The following is a 17,664-nucleotide window of genomic DNA, read 5'->3' as shown; positions in this document are numbered from 1 at the left end:
AAGAGAGCCTTAACTTCGTTATTCTACATTCATCCAAACATGTTTCATAATTTCCGCCACCTCATCCCTACAGTTGAGATCTTCCTCTCAAACCTTTCTACTTTAGATTTAATTAAATATTGGAAGAGGGAGATACCTCCCTGCGCTTTTTATGCTTAAACCCCCACCAAGACATATTTTTATAAAATTAAACATTATAACGTTATATTGAATTATCAAAATATTAATGTTAATCTATTTTTGTAAACAAAAACGCTTACATTTTAAAAATAATAGAAAGGGTTGGTAGGCATGGCATCTACATTCGTATTGCGGAATGTAAAAACGACAGATGGAAAAGCTGCAGATATTGTAGTATCCAACAAGAAAATTGCAGACATTGCTCCGCCTGGTACAGGAGTCGGAGAAAGAATAATAGATTTTCACCATCAAGTGTATGTTTCCAGCGGATGGATTGACATGCATGTACACGCCTTTCCGGAATTTGATCCTTACGGAGATGATATAGACGAGATTGGTTATAAATCAGGTGTCACTACCATTATTGATGCGGGAAGTACGGGAGCTGATAGAATACAAGACTTGGTTCGCAACTTGAAAAAAGCAAAAACCAAAGTGCTTGTCTTCCTCAATATCTCTCATATCGGATTAGAGCGGATTGATGAATTATCAAATCTCTCTTGGCTAAATGAAGACAAATTACATAAATCCATTGAGGAGAATCGCGATTTTATCGTTGGGCTTAAAGCTAGAATCAGCAGAAGCGTAGTTGGTTCAAATGGTATAGAACCTTTAAAAATGGCACGTGAATTTTCAACGGATACCAATCTGCCGCTTATGGTTCACATTGGTTCTGGGCCGCCAGATATTAATGAAGTCCTTGATTTACTTAGGGAACATGACATTATTACTCATTACTTGCATGGTAAAAGGAATAATTTATTTGATGATTCTGGTAAACCTCTTCCTGCTTTCCTGGAAGCAATCGAACGAGGCGTTCATTTAGATGTTGGACATGGTAATGCAAGTTTTTCCTTTTTAGCTGCAGAGCGAGCAAAAGAACATGGAATAAAATTTGACACCATCAGCACAGATATTTATCGGAAAAACAGGTTGAATGGCCCGGTCTATAGCATGGCAAACCTCTTAACAAAGTTTTTGTACTTAGGTTACTCTCTTACGGAGGTGATTGATGCAGTTACCGTGAATGCTGCAAAATGGTTACAAAAGCCGGAGCTTGGAAGGATTGCAGCAGGAGATATGGCGAGCCTTACGTTATTTTCTGTGGAAGATCAAGCGATTGTATTGAGAGATTCTGAAGGGGTAGAACGAATTTGTGACAAAAATATTGTGGTAAAAGGAGTGGTTATAGATGGAGAATACATTGAATGCTAAATATGGATTAAAAAGAGTGATTAATGCAAGTGGAAGAATGAGTGTTTTAGGTGTTTCCTCTCCAACGGATACGGTAATGGAAGCTATGAAAATTGGTGGACAAAATTATGTTGAAATATTCGATTTGGTAGATAAATCAGGCTCTCATATTGCCGGTCTACTAGATTCTGAAGCAGCAATTGTCGCGAATTCTGCTTCAAGTGGAATTGCCTTATCCGTCGCGGCCATTATCACGGAAGGTAATCGCCGGAAAAGTGAAAGACTTCACCAAGAAGGAATACCAAAAAACGAAATCATCATGCTAAAAGGCCATAATGTCCAATACGGTGCCCCAATCGAAACAATGGTGTATCTTGGTGGAGGAAAACTTCTAGAGGTTGGCTATGTAAATGAAGGGACAGCAGAGCATATTGAGGATGCAATCAATGAGAACACAGCTGCAATTCTTTACGTCAAGTCTCATCATGCCGTTCAAAAAAATATGATTTCGGTTAAAGAAGCTTGGGAAGTTGCTCAAGCGAATCATGTTCCTTTAATCGTGGATGCGGCTGCTGAAGAAGATTTGAAAAAATATGTGCAAATTTCAGATTTAGCGATTTACAGTGGATCTAAAGCCATTGAAGGCCCAACCTCAGGTATCGTGGCTGGGAAGCAAAAATATATCGACTGGATAAAAGTACAAATGCATGGTATCGGCAGAAGTATGAAGGTGGGGAAAGAAACGACCTTTGGCCTATTACAGGCATTAGATGAATATTTTCTCAAAAAGGATAATAGCAGGAAGGAAAAGGCAAGACTTGAAGTTCTTCAATCACTCAATTCAATTGAAGGTGTAACTGTAAGAGTTGTCCAAGATGAGGCTGGACGGGCTATTTTCAGAGCTCGGATTCAGATTGACCCGACGGTTGCCAAGACTACCGCGAAGGAAGTCAATGACAAGTTAAGAACTGGAGAAATCGCGATTTACACAAGGGACTACGGAATTCGTCAAGGATTCTTTGATATTGACCCGCGTCCACTGCAGAATGAAGAAATTTATATAATTGAAGAAAGATTAAAAGCTATTTTGGGAGGAAACGAATCATGAATATCGAGCAACATTTTTATCAAGATCGAGTGGCACTGAATGTGTTGGCGAATGGCATTGAAAATGCTAAGAAAGTGTTCGAGGCTGCTGAAGGGTATGTATTAGTAGGTGTGCTTTCAAAGGATTATCCAACAGTTGAAGAAGCTGTACGTTCGATGAAGGAATATGGAAGAGCCATTGATGATGCTGTTTCAATAGGTTTAGGTGGAGGAGATAATAGACAGGCTGCGATTGTGGCTGAAATTGCAAAATTCTATCAGGGTAGTCACATTAATCAGGTTTTCCCAAGTGTCGGTGCGACACGGGCAAATGTAGGGGAGAAAAGCAGCTGGATTAACTCTCTTGTTTCTCCAACTGGTCAAGTCGGTTATGTTAATATCTCGACTGGCTCATTTAGTGAGGAAGCAGAAAGCGCGATTGTTCCAATTAAATCTGCTATTGCACTCGTACGTGATATGGGAGGAAATGCATTGAAATACTTCCCGATGAAAGGGTTAAAACATGAAGATGAATTTCGTGCAGTCGCAAAAGCATGTGGTGAAGAAGGATTTGCCTTAGAACCAACCGGCGGCATTGATTTGGATAATTTTTCAAAAATATTGGAAATTGCATTGAAAGCACGTGTACCTAAAATTATTCCTCATGTCTATTCGTCTATTATTCATAAAGATACGGGTGAAACAAATGTTGAAGATGTAAGAACATTACTATCGATTACAAAAGATTTGGTTAGCCGATATGCCTAAAAAAGTGATAGCGTTTGGAGAAGTGATGATTCGTTTGATGGTTCCCGGTTACGAATTGCTAACACAAGCGAACACATTAAAATACTCGTTCTCAGGCACGGGAGTAAACGTCGCTTCTGCCATGACAAAGCTCGGCCATGAAGGATATCTTGTCACAAAATTACCAGATAATCCTCTAGGCGATGCGGCGGTTAGTTTCTTACAACGATTAGGAATCGGAAGAGAATTTATTTCCAAAGGCGGGCAATACATCGGGATGTATTTCTTAGAAAATGGCTTTGGACAGCGTGCAAGCCGTGTGACCTATACAAATCGCTTGGAAAGCAGCTTTAATACGGCAGAGGATACTGATTATGATATGGATTTGATCGCTGAACATGCTGATATCATTCACTTTTGCGGGATTACACTTGCCATGACAGACCAAGTCCGTGAGAAAATGAAAGTTCTTGCGAAAAGAGTAAAAGAAAAGGGTGGCGTTGTCTGTTTTGATTGTAATTATCGCCCCTCTTTATGGAATGGGGGCTATGCTCAAGCAAAACCTCATTATGAAGAAATGCTTTCTTTAGCAGACATTGTGATGATGAATGAAAAAGACGCAATGTTTGTTTTAGGAATGAAGACAGACAAAACATCAAAAGAGGAACAATTGAGAGAACTCATTCCAAAGGTGGCAAAATCCTTTGACATTCAAACCATTGCAGGAACGCATCGGGCAGTTAACAGCAATAATACCCATTCACTTAGAGGGTATATCTATAAAAACGACACATTTTTATTTTCAAGAAATAAAACATTTTCTGTATATGATCGAATTGGTGCCGGGGATGCTTACACCAGTGGGATTTTGCATGGAGAATTAGTGGGTTTTCCTGAAGTTAAGACAGTAGAGTTTGCAGCAGCAGCAGGCATGCTTGCGTGTACGATTGTTGGCGATACCCCAATGTCAACTGAAACTGAAATCCTGTCGGCGATGGCAGGAACGATTGAAGATATCAAAAGGTAAGGCAGGAGATTGGGATTGAATGTGAAACGAAATAAAGGTCCAATGTATTTACAAATTAAAGAAGTCTTGAAAGATCGGATATTAAATGGTGAATTTGCACTTCATACAAACATTCCCTCCGAACCTCAATTAGAACAAGAGTTCAATGTGAGTAAGATTACGGTAAGAAATGCAATTAAAGAACTTGTTCAAGAAGGCTATCTTGAAAAGAAAAGTGGGAAAGGAACGAAAGTCATTGCAAATGTTTCGGCTGCAAAGCTTTCAAAGGGAAAGCACTTTACAGAGATATTAGTAGAAGAAGGCCACCGGATTACGAAGAAAGTATTAAGCATTAAGAAGGTTGAAGTGATTCCGGACCCTACTATGCATTCTCAATTTGTGGATCATTGCTTGAAAATTGAGAGGGTCTTTCTTTTGGACGATGAACCGTATATTTACTTTAATCACTATCTTTTACTAAACGAAAATGAAGAAGATTTGAATGATATACAGATTAATTCTTTGTACCGCTATTTGGAGGAGCAGAATATTCGACTTGTATCCTTTCGGGATGAATTTACAGTAGCCCTTGCACCCTCTCACATTCATGAAACCTTAAAACTTGAAAAAGGAACAGCGGTATTAAAAAGAATCCGTCGGTCGCAAAATGAAGATGGGAAAATAGTGGAATATAGCGAAGGGTTCTATCATACCGAAAAGCATCATTATATTGTGACATATAATGATTACACTCAATAACAAAGGAAATGAGTGAAAATTGCGATTATACAAAAAATAATTGTGATAAAATGATTGAGAGATATAACTTTTAATATAGGTAAATAGTATAGAATATTTCGATAGATGTAGAAGGCGGGACAAGGAAAAGTAATGAATATTTGTCTCATTAATATCAAGATAGGGATTTGAGTGCAATGAAGAAATGGTTTCGTCGTTCTTTAAAGAATCAGTTGACTGTTCTTATCTTAATTGTTGTCTTAATCCCAATATGCCTTTTGGGCCTGTTTTCTTACTTTACGACAATCCAGGTTTCAAAAGAACGAGCCAATATATCAGGAAAAAGCTCCATCGATCAGCTCCATGCTGCAATCGAGTTTATCGTCAGTGATGTTGAAACTATGTCGGGATTTTTAATTGGAAATCAATCCGTGCAAGACTATTTAAGTCAAAAAGGAAACCTTTATACTCAACAGCGAGATATTTACGGGTTTCTATCAAATCTTGCATTTTCTAAACGTTATATTGAAAATATTTTAATTATGCCCATAAATGGAAATTCAAATATTGCCACTACCCTTACAACGGAAGATATCGAAATAGACGTCGAGAAGATGCCAAAAGGGAAATGGTGGTCAGTGAAAGAAAAAAACAGGACTCTAGATGGCAAAAAAGAGATGATTACGTTAACTAGACCAATTCGCAGCACGAATAATTATGAGTTGATTGGATATTTAGCGATTAGTCTCAATCAAAAGGTGATCACAGAATATGTGAATTCCATTGATCTTGAATGGAATGGGTCCGTTTTGCTTATGAATGACGGAAAAGTTCTTGCCGAGAACACACATAATAAGAGTGTTGATTTAGATATCTCAAGATTGAACCAATATATCAAGGACAGGAACCAGGATGAAAGCTTCATCTATCAATCTACGAACGAAAAAGCAACTGTTTTCACTAGGGACATTCCATCTGTGGATTGGGAATTGGTAGAAATCATTCCATTTAAGGAATACAGTTCTCAAAACAGTTATTTTCTTTGGTTAACGATTTATTCTGTTATTTTGGCAGCTCTGCTTAGTACGAGTCTTGTTATCTTTTTTATCTCGAAAGTGTTAAAACCTTTAACGTCATTGAAGGAATCCATTCAAAAATCAAATCCCGGAGATACGATTAAAACAGTCGATTCCTACACGGATAATGAAATTGGTGAATTGATTCGAACGTATAATGGATTAAACTATCGCATAGCTGAATTATTGGATGAGTTGAAAAAGAAAGAATCCCTTAAACGAACATTGGATATGCAAGCATTACAATCACAAATCAATCCGCACTTTTTATATAATACGTTGGCTAGTGTCCATTGGATTGCCTTAAGCACGAAAGCTTATGATATATCTAAAGTTGTTTCTCACTTAAGCAACTTTTTACGATTTAGTCTGAACAAAGGGAATGAATATTGCACGGTTGAACAAGAAGTAGGGAATTTAATTTACTATTTGGAGATATTAAAGATTCGCTATCCAAATAGTTTTCAGTTGGAATTATCAATCCCAGATGAAATCAAACAACATTCAATGCTCAAACTTGTCCTTCAACCATTAATCGAAAACAGTATTAATCATGGCTTTTTCAAGGTTGAGAATTATTATGGAATGATTCATGTCACTGCAAAAGAACAAGACGGCTATATGCTTTTTGAAATAAAAGATAATGGAATTGGGATTCCAGACGAGAAATTAAAAGAACTGAACGAACAATTTAAGAAGGATCCAGTGAATGAAATGGTCATAGGGAAGAATTATGGACTTCGAAATGTAAACTTACGACTCATTTTACATTTCGGGAAAAACTCGGGATTGACGATCGACAGCGAAATCAACAAAGGAACAGTAGTCAGGTTTTCTGTTCCAATAAAGGGAAGATGATGGAATGAAAGTTTTAATAGCTGATGATGAGATTATCATTCGAGAAGGGATATCAAAGGTCATCCCATGGAGTGAATTAGGATATACCTTATTAAAACCGGTGTCGTCTGCCGAGGAAGTAATCAAACAACTGGAAATCGAATGTCCGGATATCCTTATATCAGATATCCGAATGAAAGGGATGACTGGTCTGGAACTGGTCTCTTACATTGCTGAAAACAATTACCAAATTGAGTCAATATTGCTTACTGGTTATGATGATTTTGAATATACTCAGGAAGCAATCCGTCAGAATGTTTGTGATTATTTATTAAAAACCAGCTCTCCCGATGAGATTATATCAGCAGTAGAAAGAGCAAAGAAGAGATTAGAAAAAGTGAAAGAATATGACCTGTTGAAAGTTTCAGAGGTAGAGCGGACCGTAAACAATTTCCTAAGGGAAGCCATACAAGATGAGTCCCGAAAGTTTGACTATGAAATACTAATTGGAGCCAATCCTGTTTTTGAAAAACCGCCATATCAACTTATGCTTATTGATGCATCTGATAACCCTGGTCATATTCAAGCCCGTGAGGAATTATGGAATAGTTATATCAATGGGAAGTGGTTCGGTTATCATAATCATCTATTGATTATTGTGAAGCGCGAGAAATATTTAAAAGATGATTATCTTTTACAGATTGCCTCAAGAAGAATAAAAGAAATCTATCAAAAGCCAATCATAATGGGTTCGATTGTAAGCTCACTAGACGATTTGCCCAATTTGTATAAACAAGTGACTTCTTTCATTCCATATCAATGGATATTGTCAGATCGTTCAAGAGTGATGGAGAAAGATATTGTCGATCGCAAAGGCATCTCCTATAAGGATTACATGACAACACATAAAAATGAGCTCATGGAATGTATTAAACAAGGAAACGAAGAAAACTTGAAAAGATGGATCTCTGCATTTGTTGAATGGTTATTTCACCACCCGGATGCCACACCAAAGTCGATTCAATTCTATGTGCAGCATTTATATATTGAAAGTATTCGATTTATTAATCAGTTTGGACAGAAGAAAAGCCAAGAGAATTATGAATCAATGCCACCTATCCAGACGTGGTTTGAACATCCGAAGGAAGAGTTGTTTTCTCTCTTTGTGGTGATCTTAAGGAATTTTAAACGGAGTTATCAAAAAAATACGAATTATGTTGAAGAATCGATTTTATATATGGAAAAGTGTCTTGGTGAGCCGATCACATTAAAAGAAGTTGCAGATAAAATTCCAGTCCACCCCAATTATCTGAGCGAAGTCATTAGGAGGAAAATGGGGAAATCCTATGTTGAACTTTTAACAGATTTACGTATTAAAAAAGCTGTAGACTACCTGACATACACCTCGGTAAGTGTAAAAGAAATAGCACATTTAGTAGGATATACGGACAGCAAATATTTTACGAAGATTTTTAAACGCTATTATGACATGACACCTTCTCAGTATCGGGACAAGCATTCACATATTAATTGATTAGGTTCTGTTCGTTTTCCATAGTTGAATGTAGTGAAAGGCGGAGGCTTATTTCCTGCTTGCGATGTGAATTAAAGGAAGATTACTCAATTTGGAACGGAAATCAATATATATTACACAAGGGAGATGTAGTATTATGCGAAAACTGGGTGTATCGATTTATCCTGAAAAATCCATTCCGGAAGAAGATAAAAGGTATTTAACAGTAGCGAAAGAGAATGGATTTTCCCGTGTCTTTACCTGTTTGCTTTCAGCAGAAAAATCAAAGGATGAAATTGCAAAGAAATTTAAGGATATTATTTCTTATGCAAAGGAACTAAATATGGAAGTCATTCTGGATGTAGCACCATCCATATTTGACTCCCTCGGAATTAGTTATGATGATCTTAGTTTCTTTGCTGAATTAGGGGCAGATGGAGTGCGATTAGATGTTGCCTTTGATGGGAAGACAGAAGCCAAATTATCGTATAATCCATACGATTTAAAAATTGAATTGAACATGAGTAATGATATTGATTATGTAAATAATATCTTTTCACATCAGCCAAACCGACATACGATCATCGGGTGTCATAATTTTTACCCGCAAAGATACACAGGATTAGCATATGATTACTTTGTGAGTTGTTCGAAACGATTTAAGAAACTTGGAATCCGAACAGCTGCCTTTGTTTCATCTTCAAACGGAAATCTGGGTCCATGGAGTATTAACGATGGTCTATCCACATTGGAAGAACATCGTAACCTGCCGATTCACATTCAAGCAAAACACCTCTGGGCAACCGGCCTGATTGAGGATGTCATTATTGGAAATGCTTATGCAAGTGATGAGGAAATTATCAAACTGGGTAAATTAAACCGATATGTATTAGAGCTTGAAATCGAGTTGGAAGATGGAATATCCACTTATGAAAAACAAATCATCTTTAATGAGGAACATGTTCGTAGAGGGGATATCACGGAATACCTAGTCCGATCCACCGAGGTAAGAAAAATATACGCAAACCATCCAATTATTCCCCTCGGAGCGAACAAACAACTAGTGGGGGATGTGGCAATTGGCAATGATACATTCGGGAAATACAAGGCGGAACTCCAAATCGTGTTGAAAGAAATGCCAGAGGATGACCGGAAAAATATTGTGGCAAAAATAGTCCCTGAAAATCTATTTCTATTAAATTACATTAATCCGTGGACTACCTTCACGTTCGTAGAAAAAGAGTAGTTCTGAAAGCCCGAATAATGATAAGCCGAATCTTTTTATAGATTCGGTTTTTAAAATCTGAATTTTTTTAATATTCTTCGATTTGTCTCCCTTTATCTGTGGAATGCCCACCTTACCAAAATGAAAGCGCTATTATAAGCTAGATATATAAATAATAAAGGAGTGGTCAATTTGAAAAAGTTCTTCGTAATGGTATTAGTCCTTCTTCTCGCTTTAGCTGGATGCAGTGGAACCGGAGATAAAGAAGGTGCTTCTGGGAAAGACTCTGGAAAAACAAAAATATCAGTCTGGCATAACTTTGCCGGGGATGATTTACGTGCAAGAAAAGTAAGAGATATGATTACTCAATTTGAAAAGGACCATCCGGATATTGAAATCGATGCACAAGCCATTCCAGTTGATGGATATCGTCAACGAGTAAGTACGGTTGCTGCTGCGGATGAGCTTCCTGATGTCTTTTTGACGTATGCTGGCAGTTTTACAGATGAATTCCATAAAAGTGATTTAATTCAACCTATTACTCAATTATTCGAAGAAAATCCTGAATGGAAAGACTCCTTCTTAAAAGGTGCATTAGATCCATACAACTATGACGGAGAATTATACTCAGCACCAGTTGCGATGTCTTCAACCTCTTTCCTATATTATAACAAGTCACTATTCGAAGAACATAACTTGGAGGTACCGGCAACTTGGGACGAGTTTATTGAAACCATCGACTTCTTTAAGGAAAAAGATATTACACCTCTTGCAATGGGGAATAAGGCTCCTTGGGTAGCACAATCTACAACATTTGGTGCGATTGCGGACCGGGTAACAGGTACAGAATGGTTCATGAATGCAGTTAACCAAGATGGCGCATCATTTACAGATCCAGTATTCATTGATGCATTAGATAAATTTAAAGAACTTGTGGATCATGAAGCGTATTCTGATGGCGCAAACAGCATGGACAATACTCAAGCTGAACAGTATTTTGCCCAAGGAAAAGCTGCCATGATGATTAATGGTTCTTGGACAATTAGCAGTTTAGCTGCTTCGGGATCAGAAGATGTATTAGCAAACATCGGGATCACAACAGTACCGGCAATTGAAGGCGGTAAAGGTGCAGGAAATACAATTACGGGTGGTCCAGGTGGAGGATACCTATTAAGCAGTAAAACAGAAGGTGCTGCCAAAGAAGCCGCGTTAGAGTTAATTTACACATTAAGTAACGGAGAAGCACAAAAGGCTATTGCAGAAAGTAATTCAATGGTTATGTATGATGTTGAACTTGATCAAAATACGGCAGATCCATTATTTTATGAAGCATTTAACCTTGTAAAAGGTGCTGAGTTCGCCCCTGTATATGATTTGCACTTAACGTCTGCAGCGGCTGAAGCAGTCAATAATGGATTACAAGAAATTATGCTTGGTGGGGATGTAGAAAAAGTAGCGGAAAATATACAAAACGCACAAGCAGCAAATAAAGATTGATCGTAAAGTTACAAACGAAGTTGATTGGAGCGAAGGGCACTGAGCGAAAGTGCCCTGGCTGCAGTCAATGGAGCTTAAATAAAAAAGCCAATGAGAGGAGGGGATTGTATGCAATCAGGACTAAAGTTAAGAGGGTTGTTAGTAATGACGTTACTTCCTGCTCTTTTGCTTTACAGCTTTTTCGTCATCGTACCCATTTTCTGGTCTTCCTATTATGGCTTTTTTAGTTGGTCTGGATTGGGTGAAGCAACCTATATTGGATTTCAGAATTATATAGAAGTCATTCAAGATCCTGTATTTTGGAGGGCTTTTAAAAATAACCTTATTATTGTAGCAGCATCTGTGTTAGGACAAGTTCCAATCGCCCTCGGACTTGCTTTAATACTGAGGAAGAGCAGCTTATTCCAGCGCTTTGTTCGCTCGGCTGTCTTTTTACCAATGGTTATCTCTACAGTTGTAGTAGGTCTTATCTGGGGTTATATTTTTGATCAGGAATTCGGGATTGTGAATAATTTATTAACCGCAGTAGGACTTGAAGAATGGACGAGAGCATGGCTTGCTGACCCATCTGTGAATATGTATGCAGTTTCTGTACCGATAATATGGAACTATATTGGCCCCTATTTGATCATCTTTATCGCTGCTATTCAAAACATGCCTGCAGAAATTGAAGAGGCTGCGTTACTTGATGGTGCTACCGGATGGAGAAAATTATTCTACATTATTTTACCGAATATGTGGGGAACCATTAAGGTTGTCATCATCTTATGTATTTCTGGGAGTTTAAAAGCTTTTGACCAAGTATTTGTCATGACAGGTGGCGGACCGGCCCAGTCAACTGAAATTCTGGCAACCTATATGTACAATAATACCTTCATGGTGTATCGATACGGTTTCGGTTCTGCAATATCCACTTTAATCATTATATTAAGCTTGATTCTAATCGGGATTAGCCAAATATTAATGAGGAAAAAAGATTAGGGAGGTGCCGGTAAGGTGATCACTCAAACTCAAACTTATAAAAAGAAATCCTCTTTAGATTTCTCATTAAAAGCAGGATTATTTAAAACAATCAAAGTTTTGTTTCTAACGCTCTTTTCTTTATTAATGATATACCCGTTATACTGGTTGATTACGAGTGCTTTTAAAACGAATGAAGAAATCTTTGCATCTCCTTACTCTTTCCCAACAAGCGTTGCGTGGGAAAACTTTACCAGGGCATGGGAAGTAGCCAACCTCGGACAGGCGATGATTAATTCCTCGATTGTTTCAGTTAGTGCAACTGCATTGACAGTTTTCCTTGGAGCATTAACGGCTTATGTATTATCACGATTTACGTTTAAGTTAAAAGGATTTTTAGTCGTTTTGTTTTTACTGGGTATGTTGATACCGGTTCATAGTACGTTGGTTCCTTTATTTACGTTGATGAATTCAGTTGGCCTCTTAGATAGTTATTGGGCCCTTATATTACCTTATACTGCATTTGAACTCCCAATCGCCATCTTTTTGACTGTTGCCTATATGAGTGCAGTACCGAAGGAGTTAGAAGAAGCGGCGGTTATAGATGGAAGTGGATACTGGGGGATATTCTTCAAGATCATGCTTCCATTAAGTGTGCCGGCATTATCAACAGTTGCGATCCTGGCATTTTTACGATATTGGAATGAGTTTGTCTTTGCGTTGGTATTTATCAATGATAGTGCATTAAAGACATTGCCATTAAGCTTAGCAGTGTTCTCCGATGGATTTAGTACAGATTACGCGCTTACGATGGCTGCGATGACAATCGCTGTCATTCCAACCATCATCATGTATGTTCTTTTCCAAGAACAGATTATGAAAGGCATGGTAGCAGGAGCGGTTAAAGGATAATGAGTAATAGTAAAAGGCGGTGTGGCAGATGAATGTTATCCTTTCAAAATACGTTTATGTTCTGCAGAAAATATATTGGTTTGCCTACTTGCAAGTGCTGTGGATGTTATTTACTTTACTTGGATTAGGTGTATTTGGAATTTTCCCTGCCACGCATGCTCTAATTACGGTCTTAAAGGAAAAAGACTTATCATCTGGAGAAGCATTTCGTGAATTCCGAAATGCTTTTACCTGTTCCTTCATAAAATTGAGCGGAGCGGCACTCATATGGCATTTCATGTTCCTTCTAATAAGCACCAATCTATTGATCTTTCAATCGATCTATCTCAAATATTTAGTAATGGGTATGATTGGGTTGCTTTTTTTAAGTATGATTCACTTTTTTCAGTACTTAGAAACGAATCAACCAATTGTCTCACAAGTCAAAAGGGCATTTTCATTCGTCTGGGTTTTACCAAAAAATAATGCAGGTTATTTTTTTATTCTAGTTTTAGAATTACTTGCCATTGCCTTTATACCTGGAATTACCTTCTTTTTCGGGATAAGTATTGCCGCATATTTCATCGTGAAAATAGGAAATTCCGAGGAAAACAAGAGGCTGCAAGCAAAGCTGGCTGAAAGGAGCATCTCATGACCAAGAAGGGATTGAAGGTTGTCACGATTGGCGGGGGATCAAGTTACACACCAGAACTGATCGAAGGGTTTATCAAACGCTATGAATCTCTTCCAATTAAAGAATTGTGGCTTGTTGATATCGATGAAGGGGCAACAAAATTACATATCGTAGGAAATCTTGCGAAAAGGATGATCAAAAAGGCGAATATCCCAATGGAAATTCACTTAACCTTGGACCGCCAAGCCGCCCTTAAGGATGCGGATTTTGTGACCACACAATTTCGGGTTGGACAATTAAAAGCAAGAGCAAAAGATGAAGAAATTCCACTGCGATATGGTGTGATTGGGCAGGAAACGAACGGACCAGGAGGACTGTTTAAAGCACTCCGTACTATCCCTGTTATATTAGAGATTGTGAATGAGATGGAAGAACTATGTCCAAATGCGTGGCTTATTAACTTTACCAACCCTGCAGGGATGATTGTGGAAGCCATTTGCAGATATTCGAATTGGGAAAAAGTTATTGGGGTCTGCAATGTTCCAATCGGGATGGAAAGAGGAGTTGCAGAGGCACTGAAGGTAGAGCCGGAACGAATCCGCATTGATTTCGCTGGATTAAATCATATGGTATTTGGCTTAACAATTTACCTTGATGGTGAGGACATCACCGAAAGTGCAATCAACAAATTGGCTATGAATGAAAGAGAAATCAATATGAAAAATATTAAGAATCTAACCTTTGAACCGGATTTTTTGAAAGCGTTGAAGGTTCTTCCCTGTCCATATCACCGGTATTATTATAAACAAAAGGAAATGTTAGAGTCAGAACTACAAGACTATGAAGAAAAAGGGATTCGTGCCATGGTGGTTCAAAAGTTGGAAGAGGAGCTTTTTGAACTCTATCAGGATGAAAACTTGCACGAAAAGCCAAAACAATTAGAAGAACGTGGCGGCGCGTACTATAGTGATGTGGCGTGTAACCTGATTGATTCAATTTATAATGACAAAGGTGATATTCAGACTGTGAATACACTTAACAAGGGATCCATCGCAAGTATCCCGGATGATTCAGTCATAGAGGTCAGTTGTGTCATCACAAAAGATGGACCCAAACCTCTTACCATTGGGGATTTACCGGTTCCTGTACGAGGTCTTGTTCAGCAAATCAAATCATTTGAAAGAACCACAATCGATGCAGCAGTAACAGGGGAGTACCACACAGCCCTCTTGGCTATGACAATCAATCCACTTGTTCCGTCGGACACATTAGCCAAACAAATCCTGGATGAAATGCTTGCGGCACACAAGGAAAATCTCCCTCAGTTTCAATAAGGAGGGTGTCAAGGGCAAAGAAAACAGGTCTATTGTCATATTAGTTATATTCAGTAAGCATAAGTCAAAGAATGAGGCGATGAAATGGATACATACATTTCTATTGATATTGGTGGTACTTTCGTAAAGTATGGAGTAATTGGATCAGATAGTAGCATTTTAGAACAAAACAAAGTAAAAACACCGAAGACCTTGGATGAATTATTACAGTTCATCCATCGATATGCTGACTTGCATAGGGAAGTAAAAGGAATTGCCATCAGTTCGCCTGGTGCAGTCTCAAGTGAAGGTATTATATATGGGGCAAGTGCCATTTCTTATATCCATGGTCCGAATATCAAGCATTTAATTGCAAGTGAAACCCATCTGCCCGTATATCTGGAAAATGACGCCAACTGTTCGGGATTAGCCGAAGTCTGGGCAGGGGCAGCAAAGGGTAAAGAGGATGTTGTGATTATTGCAATTGGAACAGGAATTGGAGGGGCCATCATTAAAAAAGGAAACTTACATAAAGGAGCCAATTTACATGGTGGTGAATTTGGCTTGATGTTACTTAATCCAAATAAGGAAATGGATCCTAATGGATGGGTAAGAATGGAATCAACCGTTTCTATGGTGAAAAATGTAGCAAGACGTAAGCGGATTGATGCAGATTCGCTTTCCGGTGAAGAAATCTTTCGCTTAGCAGAATTGGGAGACCGGGATTGTATAGAGGGGATTGATCAATTTTTCCACCTCTTAGCCCTTGGAATCTATAATATACAGTATATCTATGATCCGGAGATTACTTTAATAAGTGGTGGTATCAGTGTAAGGGAAGATTTAATTGATCGAATCTATGAAAAACTTGACAATATTTTGGAGTCCATTCCCAATGCAACGATAAAACCCACTATTGCGGTATGCAAATTTCGACAAAATGCCAATCTTCTAGGCGCAGTATATGGATTAATAAATGAGATGCAATTGAATGTATCTGCCTTGGAGTAAAGCACAGAAGACTATTCTTAAATTGTAAAGAGGAGAGGGAGTTGCATTATTCATGGAGAAGTTGAACGTTATACCGAAAAACTTTATGTGGGGAGGAGCAGTCACTTCCTTCCAAACAGAAGGTGCTTCAGAGCAGTATGGGAAAGGATTGTCCATTGTAGATGCCAGATCTGTCCCGGAAAATTATTCAGACTGGAAAACGGCCATTGATTTCTACCATCGATATAAAGAAGATATCTCTTTATTTAAGGAGATGGGCTACAATGCCTATCGGACAAGTATCTCCTGGGCACGAATTTTTCCCGATGGTGAAGGAGAAGTAAATGAAGAAGGCTTACAATTTTATGACGACCTCTTAGATGAATTGATTGAAAATGGAATTGAACCTGTTATTACGCTGTATCACTTTGACTTACCATTAGCCTTGGCCAAAAAATATAATGGCTTTTCTTCCAGAAAAGTTGTCGATTTATTCGAAACATATGCCAAAACGGTCTTTACACGTTATAAGGATAAAGTGAAATATTGGCTAACGTTCAATGAGATTAATTTAGTTTTGCTAAATCCTGAATATTGGGGTGTTTCGGATCCGAACCTCTCAGAGGCATTAAAATATCAAGTATGCCACAATGTTCTAGTCGCGCATGCGAAGGCAACAAAAGCCATGCGAGAGATTATTCCGGATGGTAAAATGGGAGGAATGATTTCCTGCCTGCTGACATACCCTGCCACTTCAAAGCCAGAAGATATCCTTGCGAATTATAAAGCGAAGGAATTATTAAACGATTTTTACCTTGATGTTCTTACAGGCGGAGAATACCCTGCCTATGTGACCACTGACTTAGAATCGAAAAATATTCTCCCAGCATTCGAAAGGGACGATCAGGTACTGTTAAAGGAATATACAGTGGACTACTTATCTATTAGTTATTATCAAAGTAGAATTGTTCAGCATACCGAAGAACCAGGGATTACGGCTGGCATGACAGGAAATCCACATTTAACACTAAGCGAGTGGGGAGCGGCCATTGATCCAATCGGTTTAAGAATTGTCCTCAAAGATATGTATGCACGATATAAATTTCCAATCTTTATTACCGAGAACGGGATCGGTGTGAAAGAAGAGTTGAATGAAAATTTGGTGGTTCAGGATCACTATCGAATTGATTACCTGAAACAGCATATTGAACAAATGAAGATCGCAATCCAGGAAGGTGTAGAAGTGATGGGATACCTCACCTGGGGATCCACAGATATACTTAGCTCAAAAGGTGAAATGTCCAAGCGTTATGGCCTTATTTTTGTGGATCGGGGAGAAAAAGATTTGAAAAATATAAAGAGATACAGAAAAAGCAGCTTTTATTGGTTTAAAAAGGTAATTGAATCAAATGGTGACGAGCTTTAGGCACAACGTACGTTTCAAAATTAAAAAGTCGGATCGAAAATTTATGCCTCGTACCTGAATAGACTGTAAAAGAAAAGACTGCCTTCGTAAGAATGAGGCAGTCTTTTGTGTTGATTTAGTGTATGGCAGATCAAATATAGTATAAAGAAGATACTGTGTTATCCCTTCTAAAATGCATCCCCCCAAATAATATTACTATCTTCATAAACAATCAAGGAACTAGTAGTATTAAAGAAGTAAAGGAAATGAATGATATCTCTATAAGACAAGAAAGCAGGGAACCAAGGTGACAGGAACTACGTTTATAAAGCCTCTGTTCCCCTTGGTTTTCTTTTTTGGGGTTTTCTGGGA

At 38.2% G+C, this 17,664-nt stretch carries 15 protein-coding genes; all 15 read left to right on the top strand.

All coding sequences use genetic code 11. The annotated features are described in order from the left end of the window. Nucleotides 1–291 precede the first annotated feature (291 nt). The 15 genes from V6B33_RS05770 (at nt 292) to V6B33_RS05700 (ending at nt 17,313) form a co-directional block, all read left to right on the top strand. Complete coding sequence (locus V6B33_RS05770; RefSeq protein WP_334216789.1) at nt 292–1,395, top strand: amidohydrolase/deacetylase family metallohydrolase; 1,104 nt, start codon at nt 292–294, stop codon at nt 1,393–1,395. Next, a complete protein-coding gene (locus tag V6B33_RS05765; RefSeq protein ID WP_334216788.1) occupies nt 1,373–2,482 on the top strand; it encodes a DgaE family pyridoxal phosphate-dependent ammonia lyase in 1,110 nt (369 codons plus the stop codon). Before V6B33_RS05770 ends, V6B33_RS05765 begins: the two co-directional genes overlap by 23 nt. After that, on the top strand, nt 2,479–3,228 hold the full coding sequence (gene dagF, locus V6B33_RS05760) for a 2-dehydro-3-deoxy-phosphogluconate aldolase (RefSeq protein ID WP_442915476.1): 750 nt from the start codon (nt 2,479–2,481) through the stop codon (nt 3,226–3,228). Before V6B33_RS05765 ends, dagF begins: the two co-directional genes overlap by 4 nt. After that, nucleotides 3,221–4,234, top strand: coding sequence for a sugar kinase (locus tag V6B33_RS05755; RefSeq protein WP_334216787.1), 1,014 nt, complete (start codon nt 3,221–3,223; stop codon nt 4,232–4,234). Before dagF ends, V6B33_RS05755 begins: the two co-directional genes overlap by 8 nt. A 42-nt stretch (nt 4,235–4,276) precedes the next feature. Next, nucleotides 4,277–4,972, top strand: a complete 696-nt coding sequence (locus V6B33_RS05750) for a GntR family transcriptional regulator (protein ID WP_334217067.1) — start codon at nt 4,277–4,279, stop codon at nt 4,970–4,972. Nucleotides 4,973–5,148: 176 nt separating this feature from the next. Continuing rightward, complete coding sequence (locus V6B33_RS05745; protein ID WP_334216786.1) at nt 5,149–6,885, top strand: cache domain-containing sensor histidine kinase; 1,737 nt, start codon at nt 5,149–5,151, stop codon at nt 6,883–6,885. A 4-nt stretch (nt 6,886–6,889) separates the two neighbouring features. Beyond that, a complete protein-coding gene (locus V6B33_RS05740) occupies nt 6,890–8,398 on the top strand; it encodes a response regulator transcription factor (RefSeq protein ID WP_334216785.1) in 1,509 nt (502 codons plus the stop codon). A 133-nt stretch (nt 8,399–8,531) separates the two neighbouring features. Continuing rightward, nucleotides 8,532–9,623, top strand: coding sequence for a DUF871 domain-containing protein (locus tag V6B33_RS05735; RefSeq protein ID WP_334217066.1), 1,092 nt, complete (start codon nt 8,532–8,534; stop codon nt 9,621–9,623). Between the two features lie 162 nt (nt 9,624–9,785). Then, nucleotides 9,786–11,099 carry an extracellular solute-binding protein gene (locus V6B33_RS05730; RefSeq protein ID WP_334216784.1) on the top strand — a complete coding sequence of 438 codons (1,314 nt, stop codon included), beginning with the start codon at nt 9,786–9,788 and terminating at the stop codon, nt 11,097–11,099. Between the two features lie 108 nt (nt 11,100–11,207). Continuing rightward, nucleotides 11,208–12,080: a carbohydrate ABC transporter permease gene (locus tag V6B33_RS05725; RefSeq protein WP_334216783.1), complete on the top strand. Its 873-nt coding sequence runs from the start codon at nt 11,208–11,210 to the stop codon at nt 12,078–12,080. Nucleotides 12,081–12,098: 18 nt separating this feature from the next. After that, nucleotides 12,099–12,971 (top strand): carbohydrate ABC transporter permease, encoded by an 873-nt coding sequence (locus V6B33_RS05720; RefSeq protein ID WP_334217065.1) that lies wholly within the window; start codon nt 12,099–12,101, stop codon nt 12,969–12,971. A gap of 28 nt (nt 12,972–12,999) precedes the next feature. Continuing rightward, nucleotides 13,000–13,605, top strand: coding sequence for a DUF624 domain-containing protein (locus tag V6B33_RS05715; RefSeq protein WP_334216782.1), 606 nt, complete (start codon nt 13,000–13,002; stop codon nt 13,603–13,605). Continuing rightward, nucleotides 13,602–14,918: a 6-phospho-beta-glucosidase gene (locus tag V6B33_RS05710; RefSeq protein WP_334216781.1), complete on the top strand. Its 1,317-nt coding sequence runs from the start codon at nt 13,602–13,604 to the stop codon at nt 14,916–14,918. The genes V6B33_RS05715 and V6B33_RS05710 overlap by 4 nt, the downstream gene beginning before the upstream one ends. 84 nt (nt 14,919–15,002) lie before the next feature. Further along, nucleotides 15,003–15,908, top strand: a complete 906-nt coding sequence (locus V6B33_RS05705) for an ROK family protein (protein ID WP_334216780.1) — start codon at nt 15,003–15,005, stop codon at nt 15,906–15,908. A gap of 52 nt (nt 15,909–15,960) precedes the next feature. Further along, complete coding sequence (locus V6B33_RS05700) at nt 15,961–17,313, top strand: glycoside hydrolase family 1 protein (protein ID WP_334216779.1); 1,353 nt, start codon at nt 15,961–15,963, stop codon at nt 17,311–17,313. The last annotated feature ends 351 nt before the right edge of the window (nt 17,314–17,664 follow it).

The organism is Mangrovibacillus sp. Mu-81 (genome assembly GCF_036867415.1).
Lineage (GTDB): Bacteria > Bacillota > Bacilli > Bacillales > Bacillaceae_B > Rossellomorea.
This window is presented reverse-complemented; position numbering and strand designations above follow the sequence as displayed.